This window comes from Streptomyces sp. NPDC021012 (genome assembly GCF_044333355.1).
Taxonomy (GTDB): domain Bacteria; phylum Actinomycetota; class Actinomycetes; order Streptomycetales; family Streptomycetaceae; genus Streptomyces.
Genome location: NZ_JBIRQU010000003.1, coordinates 891,144 through 907,125, shown reverse-complemented (window position 1 = coordinate 907,125; position 15,982 = coordinate 891,144). Strand labels below are relative to the sequence as shown.

General features: G+C 71.6%; 12 protein-coding genes. 8 read left to right on the top strand and 4 right to left on the bottom strand.

Going from position 1 to position 15,982, the window contains the following annotated elements; genetic code table 11:
* Window positions 1-52 precede the first annotated feature (52 nt).
* The 4 genes from cmlS to ACH4TP_RS13895 form a co-directional block, all read right to left on the bottom strand.
* Window positions 53-1,768, bottom strand: coding sequence for a chloramphenicol-biosynthetic FADH2-dependent halogenase CmlS (cmlS, locus tag ACH4TP_RS13910; protein ID WP_398190108.1), 1,716 nt, complete (start codon window positions 1,766-1,768; stop codon window positions 53-55).
* Between the two features lie 94 nt (window positions 1,769-1,862).
* The gene (locus ACH4TP_RS13905; RefSeq protein ID WP_398437748.1) at window positions 1,863-3,290 is read right to left on the bottom strand and encodes a fatty acid--CoA ligase family protein; all 1,428 of its coding nucleotides are present in this window, start codon (window positions 3,288-3,290) and stop codon (window positions 1,863-1,865) included.
* 1 nt (window position 3,291) lies between these two features.
* Complete coding sequence (locus ACH4TP_RS13900; RefSeq protein WP_389225034.1) at window positions 3,292-3,990, bottom strand: SDR family NAD(P)-dependent oxidoreductase; 699 nt, start codon at window positions 3,988-3,990, stop codon at window positions 3,292-3,294.
* Window positions 3,991-4,007: 17 nt separating this feature from the next.
* Window positions 4,008-4,310 carry a hypothetical protein gene (locus ACH4TP_RS13895; RefSeq protein ID WP_389225036.1) on the bottom strand — a complete coding sequence of 101 codons (303 nt, stop codon included), beginning with the start codon at window positions 4,308-4,310 and terminating at the stop codon, window positions 4,008-4,010.
* A 282-nt stretch (window positions 4,311-4,592) separates the two neighbouring features.
* Here ACH4TP_RS13895 and ACH4TP_RS13890 point away from each other — a divergent pair, with 282 nt between their 5' ends.
* The 8 genes from ACH4TP_RS13890 to ACH4TP_RS13855 all read left to right on the top strand — a co-directional run bounded on the left by ACH4TP_RS13890 (window position 4,593) and on the right by ACH4TP_RS13855 (window position 15,921).
* Complete coding sequence (locus ACH4TP_RS13890) at window positions 4,593-5,621, top strand: diiron oxygenase (RefSeq protein ID WP_398437746.1); 1,029 nt, start codon at window positions 4,593-4,595, stop codon at window positions 5,619-5,621.
* Complete coding sequence (locus ACH4TP_RS13885) at window positions 5,618-6,796, top strand: hypothetical protein (protein WP_389225040.1); 1,179 nt, start codon at window positions 5,618-5,620, stop codon at window positions 6,794-6,796. The genes ACH4TP_RS13890 and ACH4TP_RS13885 overlap by 4 nt, the downstream gene beginning before the upstream one ends.
* The gene (locus ACH4TP_RS13880) at window positions 6,783-9,662 is read left to right on the top strand and encodes an AMP-binding protein (protein ID WP_398437744.1); all 2,880 of its coding nucleotides are present in this window, start codon (window positions 6,783-6,785) and stop codon (window positions 9,660-9,662) included. The genes ACH4TP_RS13885 and ACH4TP_RS13880 overlap by 14 nt, the downstream gene beginning before the upstream one ends.
* A 22-nt stretch (window positions 9,663-9,684) precedes the next feature.
* Window positions 9,685-11,268 (top strand): MBL fold metallo-hydrolase, encoded by a 1,584-nt coding sequence (locus ACH4TP_RS13875; RefSeq protein WP_398437742.1) that lies wholly within the window; start codon window positions 9,685-9,687, stop codon window positions 11,266-11,268.
* A gap of 114 nt (window positions 11,269-11,382) precedes the next feature.
* On the top strand, window positions 11,383-13,443 hold the full coding sequence (pabB, locus tag ACH4TP_RS13870) for an aminodeoxychorismate synthase component I (RefSeq protein ID WP_398190098.1): 2,061 nt from the start codon (window positions 11,383-11,385) through the stop codon (window positions 13,441-13,443).
* Window positions 13,440-14,354 (top strand): 4-amino-4-deoxyprephenate dehydrogenase CmlC, encoded by a 915-nt coding sequence (gene cmlC, locus ACH4TP_RS13865; protein ID WP_398437740.1) that lies wholly within the window; start codon window positions 13,440-13,442, stop codon window positions 14,352-14,354. The genes pabB and cmlC overlap by 4 nt, the downstream gene beginning before the upstream one ends.
* Window positions 14,351-14,662, top strand: a complete 312-nt coding sequence (gene cmlD / locus ACH4TP_RS13860; protein ID WP_398190092.1) for a 4-amino-4-deoxychorismate mutase CmlD — start codon at window positions 14,351-14,353, stop codon at window positions 14,660-14,662. The genes cmlC and cmlD overlap by 4 nt, the downstream gene beginning before the upstream one ends.
* Before the next feature lie 80 nt (window positions 14,663-14,742).
* Window positions 14,743-15,921 (top strand): 3-deoxy-7-phosphoheptulonate synthase, encoded by a 1,179-nt coding sequence (locus ACH4TP_RS13855; RefSeq protein ID WP_389225052.1) that lies wholly within the window; start codon window positions 14,743-14,745, stop codon window positions 15,919-15,921.
* Window positions 15,922-15,982: the final 61 nt, after the last annotated feature.

The following is a 15,982-nucleotide window of genomic DNA, read 5'->3' as shown; positions in this document are numbered from 1 at the left end:
CCGCTCCCGTGAACGGGACGGTGCCGCCCGGCGGGTGGTCGTGCGGTGGCCGTCAGACCTCGTACTCGACGCCGACGCCGCCGAAGTGGAGCCGGCCCTGGACGAGGACCTTCTCGCCCCGCGCGTCGTACCCGGTGAGGAGGCCCGCCTCCATCAGCCGGACGACGATCTGGGTGCTCAGCTCCTGCCGGCCGACCGCGCCGAGGCGCTTGACGAGCGTCTTGTAGCCGAACTCCTCCTCGGCGAGGTCCTGGAAGATCTGCCGGGCCTCGTCGTCCATCGGGTACTGGGCCATGTCGAGCCCTTCCCCGTTGGCCAGGACCTCGCGCTGTTCCAGCCGGAAGCCGACCGGCTCGACGCGGTAGTGCTGCTTGAGCACGGCCTTGCCACCGGTCCACCGGAAGCGGGTGATGCCGTTCAGCCGCTTGGTGAGGTCGCTGATCCAGCGGACCCGGGCCGGGTTCAGCTCGGCCTCGCTGAAGTCGTCGCTGAGTTCCGGACGCTGGTGGCGGCCGATGGAGATCATCGTGGACGCCCGGTCTCGGAAGGAGGCCACGGTGCCGGAGGGGTCCTCCGGGCCGTTGCCCACCAGGCTCTCGAACCACTTCTTCCGGGTCAGCCGGTCGTCGTCGGACTCCGTGATGCGCCGCTTCCGCCAGAACTCGGAGTCGGGCTCGGTGAAGGAGGCGAAGGTGTAGAAGGAGGCGAGGAACTGGTGGTACTGCTCGTAGGCCTCGCGGTAGGTGCGGTTGTACCAGGCGTGCACCGCGTCCTTCTCGTCCCCGTGCCGGGTGATGCGGTCGATGGCCGCGGCGGCGGAGACCGCCGACTGCGAGGCCAGGTGCACGCCCTGGGAGAAGAGCGGGTCGGTGAAGCAGGCGGCGTCGCCGCAGAGGAAGAAGCGGTCGGCGGAGAACACCTCGGTGTCGTAGGACCAGTCCTGCACGATCCGGACCTCGTCGACCTGCTCGGCGCCGTCGAGGAGGTCCACGGCCTTGGTGCACTTCGCGAGGGTGGACGAGTAGAAGGCGTCGGCGCCCTGCTCGCGCACCTCGGCGGACTTCGAGCGGTCGACGACGAGACCGACGCTGTACAGGTCGTCCTTCAGGGGGATCATCCAGACCCAGCCGTCCTCGAAGGTGATCGAGTACGTGGTGCCCTTGAGGTCCCCCTCGAAGGGGTCCTTCCGCTTGAAGTACGACCAGACCGCGAAGTTCCGGTAGAACTCGTCGTACTGGCGCACGCCCAGCTTGCGGGAGAGGGGGCCGCCCGATCCGCCCGCGTCGATGACGAAGTCGCTCTCGACGGTGACGCTCTCGCCGCCCCGGCGCACCGTCAGGACCACGCGGTCGGGGTCGGACAGGTCCACGTCGGTGACGGGCGTCTCCTCGTGGACGGCTATCCCGCGGCTCCGGGCCTCGTCGAGGAGGAGCTTGTCGAAGTCCTCGCGCTTCACCTGGACGGCGTGGTCGAAGACCCAGGGAGTGACCTTGGGGGCCGCGAAGGAGAAGGTCCACGGGGCCTGGTCCTGGCCCCAGAGGAAGGTCGCCGAGGGCTTCTTGACGTAGTTCTGCGCGTCGATCTTCTCCTGCAGACCGAGGCGGTTGAGGATCGACATCGTGCCGGGCAGCAGGGACTCGCCGACGCGGTACCGGGGGAAGGCGGACCGCTCGTAGATCGTGACGTCGTGGCCCAGCTTGTGCAGAGTGAGGCCCGCGACACTGCCGGCCGGTCCTCCGCCGATGATCGCCACCTTCGATCGTGCCATCACGTACTCCTTGGGACGGGGACGGACTGAGGGGACTCCGCGCCGGTGCGGCGGGGAGAGAGCTCGGAACGGGGTACGGGCGGGCGGAGGCCGTTCACTCCTCGTCGGCGCCCGGCCGGGACCGCAGCTTCTTCATGCGGTCCGACATCGCGATCGTGTCGACCACGTTGATCTTCGAGGGGATCTTGAACGGCTCGACCCGGCCGGCGAGGAACTCCGTCACGTGCTTGCGGAGGGCCGCGCGGGTGAGCTCGCCCGTGGGCTTGATGTCCACGCACACGGACTGGCCGGTGATCGCGTTCGGCCTGCCGTAGACGACGCAGTCCTCGACGAGGGGACTTCCCATGAGGACCGACTCGAGTTCCAGCGGGAGGAGTTTCTCGCCGCCGACGTTGATGACCTCCTTGGCCCGGCCCTTGATCCGGAGGAAGCCGTCGGCCGCCTCCTCGACCAGGTCGCCGGTCCGGAACCAGCGGTCCTCGGTCAGCGAGTCGTCGTAGTAGTTCAGATAGCCGAGGAACTGGGTCCGGCTCCTGAGCTGGAGTTCGCCGTCGACGATGCGGTACTCCACACCGGCGTCGGAGATCTTGAAGTACGTGCTGGTCGACGATTCGCTGGTGGTGGTGGCGATGCCGGTCTCGCTCGTCCCGAAGGTCTGGAGCAGCCGCACCCCCGGGAAGGTCCGGCGGACCCGCAGGAGGAGCTCCTCGGACATCGGCTCGGTGCCGTACGTGATCAGGCGCAGGCTGCTGAGGTCGTGGACGCGGTGGTAGCCGCCGACCATGATCAGGTTGAGGTAGGTCGGGCTGGTGGGGAGGACGAGGATCCGATGGCGTTCGATCAGCGCGCAGATCTCGTCCGGGGTGCGCTGGCGCGGGAGGACCGCGGTGCCCCCGACCAGGAGGGTGCTGAGCAGGGAGTTGATGCCCCCGATGTGGTCGAACATCAGCACCATGAGGATGTTGAGGGCGTTCTCCCGGCGGCGCGGCCGCTTCTCGAGCTTCTCGCCGACGAGGACGTCGAGGCTGTGGAGGATGACCTTCGGCGCGCCCGTGCTGCCGCTGCTGAGCAGCACGAGTCCGGCCGCGTCCGGGTCGCCGAGCCGGCCGTGGACGGGGTCGGCCGCTCCGTCGGGGTCCGGGGCGGTGGCGGGGTCGGCCCCTCCGTCGCGGTCACGGGCGCCGGCGAGGTCCTCGATCTCCGTGCCGGCCTCGGTCGTCCTGACCAGATGGCCCGGCCGGCAGTGCTCGACGAGGGTGCCGAGCGTGGTGTCGGTGAGCGTCACCACCGGCACCACGACGTTCCTGTCGAGGAAGAGGGCGAACAGGGTCGCCACCGAGTCCAGCGAGTAGTCGCCGTGGACGACCACGGTCTCCCGCGGCTTCACCCCGTGGAGCGCCAGCCTCTCCCGCGTGTCGCGGATCCGCTTCAGGAGCTCCGCGTAGGTGACGGCGGTCCCGCGGTCGAAGAGCGCCGTCCTGGTGCCGAAGTCCTCGAACCTTCGGAGCAGTTCCTCGCGCATGTCAGTGCACACCCCCTAGAAAGAGCGTCTCGCCCGTGATGAACTCCGACTGCCGGCCGATCAGGAACTCCACCGGGCCGACGATGTCCGATGTCGTGCACTGGCGGGATATCGCCTGGCGCGCGATCAGGGTGTCGATCTTGGACCGGGGAACGGTCCTCGTCAGTACGGTGTGGACGGGCGGAAGCCCGATTCCGTTCACTCTGATCCCGAACGCGGACAACTCCTTGCTCATGACGCGGACGAGTTGTTCGACCGCACTCTTGCTGGCCGAATAGGCGAGCTGTCCTTCGATGGCCCAGGGCACCGCGACCGTGGAGACGTTCAGGATCGCGGGACTCTGCTCCGTGGATTTCCGCAGCAGTTTGACCGCTTCCCGGCAGCAGTTGAGGACGGCGAAGAAATTGATGTCGAATATCTTCCGGGAAACCTCGTCCGGGGTCGTCATGAAATGGTTCATCGACGAGGTGCCGGCGTTGTTGACCAGGGCGTCGAGCTTTCCGTGCTCCTGCCGGACGCTCCGGAACACGCGCTTCGTCTGACCGAGGTCCGTGAGATCCGCCTCGTGGTGCCGGTAGCGCGGGTGGTCGATGGTCGGGGGCCTTCTGCTGCACCCGACGACCTCGTGCCCGGCCGCCAGGAAATGCTCCGCGAGGGCCTTGCCGATGCCGGTCCGGGTGCCGGTGATCATGAGGATCATGAGGGCGGCGACCTGCGCTAACCGCGCACGCCGACGAGTTCCAGCTCTTCCTCGATGAAGCCGATCAGCCTGCGCACGCTGCTGAACGGACTCACCCGGCGGGACACCGCCTTCTCGGACGTGAGCGAGACCTCGGCGCCGAACTCGTCCTCGATGTTCTCCTCGACCAGGGAGAGGAAGGCCACCAGGTACATGGACTCGAACACGCCGGAGTCACCGTAGAGGCACAGATCGAGGACCTGGTCGGTCGGAATCTTCTCCTCACGCGTCAGATTGATTTCTTCGAGTGCCGCCACGACGACACCCTGGATTCGCTCCATCACCTTCAGGCCTCCGTCCAGCACGAAAGACAGAACAGATCGCTTCGCCGGCCGAGTCGTGCCCCGGGCCGACGCCTGAATTTTTATGTCATACGCCCCCGGCCCACGCAAGGTCGTTCAGTACGCGCGGCTCACCGGCCTGTTCAACTGTCCGGTTGCTTCAGTTGCACGGGGTGGTGATCTGCACACCCTTGCGGGCCGCAACCGATATCCACAGACTTCGAGAACGCCGGACCCGGGAAGGGCCGAGCCCGCAAAGGGAAGAGAAGGAAAGGGTGGGCCATGCGCGACCACACGGACGAGAAATCCGAGGCGTCCGGGAACGACGGGCAGGACGAAGGGCACGTCCGGATCGGCGGACTGCCGGCATTCGACCCGGACGACCCCGCCGAGAACGCGGTCATCAACCGGCTCGTCGGGAACTGGCACCGGCGCGCCGCCGTGAAGCGCGAGGAGCCGGACGTCTACGCCCTGTTCGATCCCGGTCGCCCGGACTTCCGGGAGGACATGGTCCCCTTCCGGGGCCACCCCGTCTGGGAGCGCCTCCCCGACGAGACCCGCTCCCGGCTGCTGAGCTGGGGCTGGGTCGCCTACAACCGCAACACGGTGCTGATCGAGCAGCGGATCGCCAACCCGGCCTTCGAACTGGTCATCGGCGGCGCGTACCCCGGTCTCGGCGGCCAGCAGCTGGAGCTCGCCGTCGCGCAGGCCATGGTGGACGAGCAGTACCACACGCTCATGCACATCAACGGCAGCGCGGTGACCCGGCGGATGCGCCGGAGCGAATTCTCCGACCGCGTGCTGCCGGACTCGCACATCACCACGATCCACCAGGCGCACCTGGACCGCTGCGAGGAACCGTGGCAGCGGAGCCTCACCACCCTGGGCTTCGCGACGGTCGCCGAGATCTCCATCAACGCCTACCTCGACCTCCTCGCCGACGACCAGCGGATCCAGGTCGTCAACTCCACCACGGTGAAGCTGCACAACCGCGACGAGTACTGCCACGCCTCGATATCCGGCGAGATGATGAAGCAGGTGTACGAGGCGCTCCCGGCCGACCGGCGCCGGTTCCTCCTGGAGAAGGTCGTGGCCGGTCTGGAGGCCTTCGTCGCCCCCGACTTCACGACCTGGGAGTCGATCGTCGCGTTCGAGGGCGTCCCCGGCTGGGAGAAGGCCGCCGCCGAGGTGCGCGAGGCCCAGGGCGGCACCCACCTCGTGCAGGACCACTCGGGCGTCCACACCCTCCTGAGGGAGATGGACGTGCTCGACCAGGTCGAGTTCGGCTGGGGCACGACGGTGACCCGGTGACCGCCGGCAGCCCCGGGCAGGCCGGCCGCACCGGCCTGCGCCCCGCCGCGGTCGCCGTGCGCGACATCCACAGCTTCCTCGTCGACCTCGGCATGGACTGCGACGTCAACCCGTGCACGGCCTTCGTGGGCGCCGTCGAGCCCGGCCGGATCGAGGACCCGGGCGCGTGGCGGGAGTTCGTCGGCCGGCTCGGCCTCACCCGGGCCCTGGCCGACCTGGTCGAGGTGGCGGAGGAGGACGTGGTCGTCACCCTCGACCCGCGGCCGGGCCCCGTCGACGGCGGCCCCGCCGAGCTGGCGGACCTGGTCACCGCGTACCACAACAGCCATCCGCTGCGGATCGACGAGGCCGTGCGCCTCGCGTACTGGCGGCACACGGACGGCGAGTACCTGGTCTTCGTCAAGTTCAGTCACCTGATCGTCGACCTGGCCGACGTGGTCGACCTGCTCCGGCAGATCAGGGCCCATCTGCGCGGCGAGACCCCGCCGGGCCGGATCGGGTCCCGCTACCGGCACCACGCGCGGACCGTCGAGCAGTACACGGCCCTGCCGGCGGCCGACCCCGCGGAGGTCACCCGCGCCCTCGGCGAGCTGCCCGTACCGGGCCGCAAGGGCATCCCGACGATCTCCGCGTCCGTGGAGGACTGGCTGCCGCTCCGCGAGGGCGTCACCTTCGACGAACTGCTCAGCGCCGTCACCGGCGTCCTGCTCCCCGCTCTCGGCGGCGGTCTGGTCCTGCAGTACCCCTTCTCCCGCTGGGAGTTCGCGACGAAGGGCGGCTACTACGTCGAGATCAAGCCGCTCGTCGTACGGCCCGGGCTGCCCTCCGAGTACACCCCCGAGCACTTCGCGAAGACCCGGCATGCCCAGGAGTCCCTCGGCCGGTTCACGATGTCCGACCTCGACACCTTCGCGCGGGCGTTCACCAGCGGCCGGATGCCCCGTGTCGTCGTCTCCGACACCACGTTCATGCGCCCCGAGCCGGACCGGTGGCGCTGGGTCCCGGTGCGCAGCGCCCGCGTCTTCGAGGACCTCAAGTTCCTCGCCGACCGGTCCTGGCCGGGCCCGCCGCTGTTGCGGATGCAGTACAAGCGCGGATTCCTCTCCCCCGGGGCCGCGGCCGACGTCCTCGACGGACTCAAGCAGCGAATTGGAGCAAGTGGTGGAACTCCCTGACCTGTTGACCGACCTCTTCCGGCGCCATCGCGGACGGCCCGCGCTGCGGACCGCCGGGCGGACCTGGACCTACGAGGAACTCGACCGGGTCACCGGCGCGCTCGCCCGCCGGATCGACCGCGAGTGCCCCGCGGGCCGCCGCGTCCTGGTCGCCGGGGAGCACACGGCGGAAGCCGTGGTCTGGGCCCTCGCGGCGATGCGCAGCCACGCGGTGCACACCCCGATGAACCCCGGCCTGCCCGCCGACCGGTTCGAGGAGTTCGCGCGCGTCGCGGACGCGGCGCTCCTCGTCTGCTTCGAGCGCGAGGCGCTGGTGCGCGGCGAGAAGGCCGGCCTGCGCGCCCTGTACGCCGGTGACGTGGGCTGGCCCACGGACCCGGACCCGGCGGACGACACGGCCGCGGAGCCGGCCCGTTCCCGCGTCGCGTACTCCATCTTCACCTCGGGCTCGACCGGCGACCCCAAGCTCGTCGACGTGGGGCACGGCGGTCTGCTCAACCTGTGCCGCTCCCTGCGGCGGCTGCTCGACATCACGCCCGACGACGAGGTCCTGCACTTCGCGTCGCTCTCGTTCGACGCCTCCGTCAGCGAGATCCTCGGGACCCTGTACGCCGGGGCGACCCTCGTCGTCCCCGTGCGCGACCAGGCGTCCTGGCTGGGGTCCGTATCGCGTCACCTCGCCGCCCACGGCTGCGACCTGGCCATGCTGTCGCCGTCCGTCTACGCGCGGCTGGACGAGGCGGCACGCAGCCGCATCCGGAAGGTGGAGTTCTGCGGCGAGGCCCTGGGCGAGGGCGAGTACCACAAGGCCGCCCGGTACAGCAGGGTGTTCAACGCGTACGGCCCGACCGAAGCCACCGTCTGCTTCTCCCTCGCCGAGCTGACCGAGTTCACGCCGAGCATCGGCACCCCCGTCGACGGGTTCCGGGCCTTCGTCCGCGACCCCGACACCGGTGACCACGCCACGGCGGGCACCGGCGAACTCGTCATCGTCGGCGACGGCGTGGCACTCGGCTACGCAGGCGGGAGCGCGGCCGAGAACGAGGTGTTCGGCACGGTCGACGGCTCCCCGGCGTACGCCACGGGGGACGTCGTGACCCTCTCCGACGACGGCGGTCTCACCTACCTCGGACGGATCGACGAGCAGATCAAACGCCTCGGCCACCGGGTGAACCTCGCCCACGTCGGGTCCACGCTCTCCCGCCACCTGGGGCGCGAGGTGGCACTCCTGCGCCAGGACGCCACGGTCCTGCTGGTCACAGCCGCGGACGGCGACACCACGGAGGAGTCGCTGATGGCCCGGATCAGGGACCTGGTGCCCGTCTGGGAGGCGCCCGACCGGGTGGCCTTGGTCGACGCGCTTCCGCTCACCTCCGGCGGGAAGGTGGACCGCAGCGCCCTGCGCGAGCGGCTCGCGTCCCCGGCCGGCGCCCCGCACGGCGGGACGGTCGGCGAGGACGCGGCGGAACTGCGGCGCGTGCTCGACGTCGTGACCGCCGTCCTGGGCCAGGAGATCGGCCCCGAGACGTCCATCTTCGACGCCGGCGGCAGCTCCCTCGCCATGATCCAGATCCAGGTCAAACTCTCCGAGGCGTACGGCGAGGAGGCCGTCGAGGCCGCGTTCGCCGCCATGGACTACGACTTCGCCCCGGCCGCCTTCCTGCGCCACCTGCGCGGAGAGGCCGTCGCCCCGGCGGAGTCCGCCGTCGAGACGCTGCTGCGCCGGGTGGAGACCGAGCGCGACGCCCTGCGCGCCGAGCTGCCGGTGCTCCGCCGCGACACCCGGCACTCGCCGGCGCCCGGGGCCGGGGGCGGCGACCGCGAGGTGCTCCTCACCGGCGCGTCCGGATTCATCGGAGGGCACGTCCTCGACCGGCTGCTCTCCGCCGGCCGCCCCGTCCTCGTCGTCACCACCGGCGACCCCGACGGACTCCTGACCGGCCACGCGGCCCGGTTCGGACGGCAGGCCGCCGACTACGCCCGGGTGCGGGCCGTCTCCTACGCGGAACTGGAACGATGGGTCGACCGGCGGCGCGGCCCCGTCCTCGACGCGGTGGTGCACTGCGGCTACCAGGTCAACCACCTGCTGCCGCTCGACAGCCACCTGAGCGGCAGCGTACGCAACACGGCCCTGGTCGTCCGCGCGGCGGCGGCCCTGGGCGCCCGCGCCTTCGCCTTCCTCTCGGCCGCCTCGGCCGGAGCCGACTTCCTGCCCCTGTCGGCCGCGACCCTCACGGCCGCCGGCGACCCGTACTCGCGGTCGAAGCTCATCAGCGAGGCGTACGTCGACACCCTCGCCGTGCTGGGCTGCGAGGTCGCCCACTACCGGCCCGGCCTGGTCTACGGACACCGGCCCCAGGACCGCCACCACCTTGAGGACGACTGGTTCACCGCCCTGCTGGAGACCGCGCGCCGGGTGGGCGCGATGCCCCGGCTCAGCGGCCACGTGCCGGTCTGCGACGTCGGCGCCCTGGCCGAGACCCTCCTCGGCGACCTGGGCGCGGGCCCGGGGACGGCCGACGGCGCTTCCCGGGCCGCGCGCTCCCGTTCGGCGGTCGTGGTCCACCGTACGTACGCGCTCGACGAGCTGCTGCGCCACACGGGGCTCACCGAGGCGGACGTCCTGGAGCCCGCCGAGTGGTTCGAGCGGGTGCGGGGCGGCGGCGAGGTCCCCGCCCCGCTCCTGGCCGCCATGCAGGCGGCCCTGGGCGGACCGGGCTGGCCCTCCGCCCACCGCGAGGTCGACCACGACATCCTCGGCCGTCTGCTCGGCACCCCGTCGGACGCCCCGGCGGGCGGCGGGCCGGGCAGGACCGGATCCACCGCAGAGGCCCAGAACGGCGCACCCGCGCCGTCACCGCGCTGACAGGAACGGAGCCGTTGCCCCCATGCGCTACTCGTTGCGCCAGGACGTCGCGGTCGAGCCGGTCATCGCCGGCTGGTACGGCTGGTCGTACCTGCTGCCGCCGCAGACCCTCGCCCGCTTCGTCCACAACCGCTTCAACCGCATCGTCGAGAGCTACCTCGACGACCCTCAGGTCCACGCGGCGGCCGTCCGGCAGCGCCGGATGCACGGCGGCCCCTGGATCCACGCCCACGAGCACCGCGACGCCATCGAGGCCTGGTACCGGGAGACTGCTCCCCGGCGGGCCCGGCTCGGCGAACTCTTCGAGGCCGTCCGGCGCCTGGAGGAGGACATCCTGCCCCGCCACCACGGCGAGTGCCTCGATCCCGTCTACCAGGAGCTGCCGGCGGCCCTGGCCGGCCGGGTGGAGGTGTTCTACGGCAGGGACAACCGCACGGCCGACTACCGCTTCGTCGAACCCCTGATGTACGCCTCCGAGTACTACGACGAGTCCTGGCAGCAGGTCCGCTTCCGCCCCGTCACGGAGGACGCCCGCGAGTTCGCCCTCACCACGCCGATGCTGGAGTACGGCCCGGAGCAGCTGCTGGTCGACGTCCCGCTGAACTCCCCGCTGCTCGACACGGTCTTCCGCGGCAACCTGACCGGGGCCGAACTCGACGACCTGGCGGCCCGGTTCGGGCTGGAGGGCGAGCGGGCCGCCCGGTTCGCCTCGTACTTCGAGCCCACCCCGGCGCCCCCCGCTCCCGCCTCCGACGACGACGTCCTCGAATACGTCGGCCACGCCTGCGTGTTCGCCCGGTACCGGGGGACGACCTTCCTGGTGGACCCGGTGCTGAGCTACACCGGCTACCCCGGGGGCGCGGAGAACCGGTTCACCTTCGCCGACCTGCCGGAGCGCATCGACCACCTGCTCATCACCCACAACCACCAGGACCACATGCTGTTCGAGACCCTGCTGCGGATCCGGCACCGGGTCGGCAGGGTCCTGGTCCCCAAGTCCACCAACGCCAGCCTGGTCGACCCCGGACTCGGCGGCATCCTGCGCCGGCTGGGCTTCACCGACGTCGTCGAGGTCGACGACCTGGAGATGCTGCCCTGCGGCTCGGCCGAGGTCGTCGCCCTGCCCTTCCTGGGGGAACACGGCGATCTGCGCATCCGCAGCAAGACCGGCTGGCTGCTCCGGTTCGGGGAGCGCTCCGTCCTGTTCGCCGCCGACTCCACCAACATCTCCCCCACGATGTACGCCAAGGTGGCCGAGGTGATCGGCGCCGTCGACACCGTCTTCATCGGCATGGAGAGCATCGGCGCGGCGGCCAGCTGGATCTACGGTCCGCTCTACGGCGAGCCGCTGGACCGCAGGACCGACCAGAGCCGGCGGCTCAACGGCTCCAACTTCCCGCAGGCGAGGGAGATCGTCGACGCCCTGGAGCCCGACGAGGTCTACGTGTACGCGATGGGCCTCGAACCCTGGATGGGTGTCGTGATGGCCGTCGACTACGACGAGAGCCATCCCGCCATCGTCGACAGCGACCTCCTCGTGCGGCACGTCCAGGACAAGGGCGGGACCGCTGAACGGCTGCACCTCCGGCGGACGCTGCGCCTCTGAGCGACGCGACGCCAGCGGCCGGGGCGGCGGACCGCCGCCCCGGCCCCGGCCCCTCCGGCCCGTCCCCCGCGGCTCGCGCCCCTGGGCGAGCCCTTCGAGACAAGGTGCCCCATCATGCGCACGCTTCTGATCGACAACTACGACTCGTTCACCCACAACCTGTTCCAGTACATCGGCGAGGCGACCGGCCGGCCCCCCGTCGTCGTGCCCAACGACGCCGACTGGTCGCGGCTGCCCGTCGAGGACTTCGACGCGATCGTCGTGTCCCCGGGCCCGGGGAGCCCGGACCGGGAGAGGGACTTCGGGATCAGCCGGCAGGCGATCACCGACAGCGGTCTGCCCGTCCTCGGCGTCTGCCTCGGCCACCAGGGCATCGCCCAGCTCTTCGGCGGAACCGTCGGTCTCGCCCCGGAACCCATGCACGGCCGGGTCTCCGAGGTGCGGCACACCGGCGAGGACGTCTTCCGGGGCCTCCCCTCGCCGTTCTCCGCCGTGCGCTACCACTCCCTGGCCGCCACCGACCTCCCCGACGAGCTCGAACCCCTCGCCTGGAGCGACGACGGGGTCGTCATGGGCCTGCGGCACCGCGAGAAGCCGCTGTGGGGCGTCCAGTTCCACCCGGAGTCGATCGGCAGCGACTTCGGCCGGGAGATCATGGCCAACTTCCGCGACCTCGCCCTCGCCCACCACCGGGCACGGCGGAACGCGGCGGACTCCCCGTACGAACTCCGCGTGCGCCGCGTCGACGTGCTGCCGGACGCCGAGGAGGTGCGCCGCGGCTGCCTGTCCGGCGAGGGCGCCACGTTCTGGCTGGACAGCAGCTCCGTCCTCGAAGGCGCCTCGCGCTTCTCCTTCCTCGGCGACGACAGCGGCCCGCTCGCCGAGTACCTCACCTACCGGGTCGCCGACGGCGTCGTCTCCGTCCGCGGCTCCGACGGCGCCACGACCCGGACGCGGCGCCCCTTCTTCACCTACCTGGAGGAGCAGCTCGACCGCCGACGGGTCCCCGTCGCCCCCGGGCTGCCCTTCGAGTTCAACCTCGGCTACGTCGGCTACCTCGGCTACGAACTGAAGGCGGAGACCAGCGGCGAACCCGCGCACCGGTCCCCGCACCCCGACGCCGCGCTCCTCTTCGCCGACCGCGCCATCGCCCTCGACCACCAGGAGGGCTGCTGCTACCTGCTGGCCCTCGACCGCCGCGGCCAGGACGACGGGGCCCGCGCCTGGCTGCGGGAGACGGCCGAGACCCTCACCGGTCTCGCCGTCCGCGCCCCGGCGGAGCCGACCCCCGCCATGGTCTTCGGGGACCCCGAGGCGGCGGCGGGCTTCGGCCCCCTGGCCCGGGCGCGCCACGACAAGGACGCGTACCTCAAGCGCATCGACGAGTGCCTCGAGGAGATCCGCAACGGCGAGTCGTACGAGATCTGCCTGACCAACATGGTCACGGCGCCGACCGAGGCGACGGCCCTGCCGCTCTACTCCGCGCTTCGCTCCATCAGCCCCGTCCCGTACGGCGCCCTGCTCGAGTTCCCCGAGCTCTCGGTGCTCAGTGCCTCGCCCGAGCGGTTCCTCACGATCGACGCGGACGGCGGCGTCGAGTCCAAGCCCATCAAGGGGACCCGCCCCCGGGGCCGCACGGCCGAGGAGGACGAGCGGCTCCGCGCCGATCTGGCCGGCCGGGAGAAGGACCGGGCCGAGAACCTGATGATCGTCGACCTGGTCCGCAACGACCTCAACAGCGTCTGCGCGATCGGCTCCGTCCATGTGCCCCGGCTCTTCGAGGTGGAGACCTACGCGCCCGTGCACCAGCTGGTGTCGACGATCCGGGGGCGGCTGCGGACCGGCACGAGCACCGCCGCCTGTGTACGCGCCGCCTTCCCCGGCGGCTCCATGACCGGTGCGCCCAAGAAGCGCACCATGGAGATCATCGACCGTCTCGAGGAAGGCCCCCGGGGCGTCTACTCCGGCGCGCTCGGCTGGTTCGCCCTGAGCGGGGCCGCCGACCTCAGCATCGTCATCCGCACCATCGTGCTGGCCGACGGCCGGGCGGAGTTCGGCGTCGGCGGGGCGATCGTGTCCCTCTCCGACCAGGAGGAGGAGTTCACCGAGACCGTGGTGAAGGCCCGCGCCATGGTCTCCGCCCTCGACGGCAGCGCCGTGGCGGGCGCCCGATGAGCGCCTTCGCCCGGAGCGTCGTCGTCGGCGGGAGCGGAGCGGTGGGCGGCATGTTCGCCGGGCTGCTGCGGGAGGCGGGCAGCCGCACGCTCGTCGTCGACCTCGTACCGCCTCCGGAGCGGCGGGACGCCTGCCTGACGGATGACGTCACCGCGCCGGGGCCCGAGCTCGCGGCCGCCCTCCGGGACGCGGACCTCGTCCTGCTCGCCGTCCACGAGGAGGTGGCCCTCAAGGCCGTGGCGCCCGTGGCCCGGCTCATGCGACCGGGCGCGCTGCTCGCCGACACGCTGTCCGTCCGGACGGGCATGGCCGCGGAGCTCGCGGCCCACGCCCCCGGTGTCGAGCACGTTGGGCTCAACCCGATGTTCGCCCCGGCCGCCGGCATGACCGGCCGTCCCGTGGCCGCCGTGGTCACGAGGGACGGCCCCGGCGTCGCGGCCCTCCTGCGGCTGGTCGAGAGCGGCGGCGGAAAACCCGTGCGGCTCTCGGCGGAGGAGCACGACCGGACGGTGGCGGTCACCCAGGCCCTGACGCATGCCGTGATCCTCTCCTTCGGGCTCGCCCTCGCCCGCCTCGGCGTCGACGTCCGGACGCTGACGGCGACGGCGCCACCGCCCCATCAGGTCCTGCTCGCCCTCCTCGCCCGCGTGCTCGGCGGCAGCCCCGAGGTGTACGGGGACATCCAGCGGTCCAACCCGCGGGCGGCCTCCGCGCGCCGGGCGCTCGCCGAGGCCCTGCGCTCCTTCGCCTCGCTGGCCGGCGACGGCCCCGACCCCGCCGAGGGCCTCGACGGCGTCTTCGAGGAGCTCCGCCGGCTCATGGGCCCCGAGCTCGCGGCGGGCCAGGACCACTGCCAGGAGCTGTTCCGCACCCTCCACCGCACCGACGACGAAGGCGAGAAGGACCGATGACCGAGCAGAACGAGCTGGGGCTGCTGCGCGCGGAGCTCGACGCCCTCGACGGGACGCTCCTGGACACGGTGCGACGCCGCATCGACCTCGGCGTCCGGATCGCGCGGTACAAGTCCCGGCACGGCGTCCCGATGATGCAGCCCGGCCGGGTCAGCCTGGTCAAGGAGCGGGCCGCCCGTTACGCCGCGGACCACGGCCTCGAAGAGACGTTCCTGGTGAACCTCTACGACGCGATCATCACGGAGATGTGCCGCGTCGAGGACCTGGTGATGCGCCGGGAGAGCCCGACGGCCGAGGGGCCGCGGTGACGCCGCCGGTCCGGACCACTCCGTACGACCCCCACCACAGCCCCGCCGGCGGTGTTCCGACGAGGGCGGAGGAGACCACGATGCATGCGACCACGACACTCTCGGCCCTGGCCGGGCGGACGGCGGCACAACAGCCCTACTGGCCCGACCCGGAGGCCGTCGACGCGGTGGAGCGGGAGCTGGCCGGGCTGCCCGTCCTCACCCCCGAGGACGAGATCGTCGACCTGATGGGCGGGATGGATCTGGTCGCCCGCGGCTCGGCGCTCCTCGTCCAGGGCGGCGACTGCGCCGAACGCTTCCACGAGGCCGTTCCCGACCTGGTCCGGCGGAAGGTCGACAACCTCCAGGGCCTCGCCGCGATCATGCGGGCCGGCAGCGGGCTGCCCGCGGTGGCCGTCGGCCGGATCGCCGGCCAGTACGGGAAGCCGCGCTCCTCGCCGTTCGAGACCGAGGAGTCGGGCTCGGGCCGGCAGATGCCCAGCTACTGCGGCGACGCCGTCAACGAGCCCGAGTTCGAACCGGCCGCCAGGACCCCGGAGCCCCGCAGGCTCCTCACCGCGTACACCTGCTCGCGGATCGTCCTCGACGAGATCCGGCGTTCCTGGACGGGGCGGCCCGCCCTGGAACGGGTCTACACCTCCCACGAGTTGCTCCTGCTGCCCTACGAACGGCCGCTGGTGCGCGAGGGCGCCCACGGTACGTACAGCGGTTCCGCCCACTTCGGCTGGATCGGCGAGCGCACCCGCCGGGACGACGGCGCGCACGTCGCCCTCGCCCGGGCCGTGCACAACCCCATCGGCGTCAAGCTGGGGCCGACGGTGTCGCCGGAGGACGCGGTCGCCCTGAGCCGGTCGCTGAACCCGGAGGGCGTACCGGGACGGCTGACGTTCATCGTGCGCTTCGGCGCCGAGAAGGTGGACGAGCTCCTGCCGCCCGTCGTCCGGGCGGTCGCCCGCCACGGCGCACCGGTCGTCTGGCTCTGCGACCCCATGCACGGCAACGGGCTGAAGCTGGCCGGTCACAAGACCCGGCTGATCGAGCCGATGCGCGCCGAGACCGCCTCCTTCGTGCGGACGCTGCGGGAACACGGGCAGTGGCCCGCGGGTCTCCACCTGGAGCTCACCCCGGACCCGGTCACCGAATGCGTGTCGGAGCTGGACCGGCCGCCGCGGTTCACGGACTACCGGTCCACCTGCGATCCCCGGCTGAACCCCGAGCAGTCGGCGGACATGGTCACCCGTTTCCTCTCCCTGCTCTGAGCGGTGCCCCGAGCCTTCCGCCCGGACGGCCGGTGGCCCGCCCCCGCGAAGGGGACGGGCC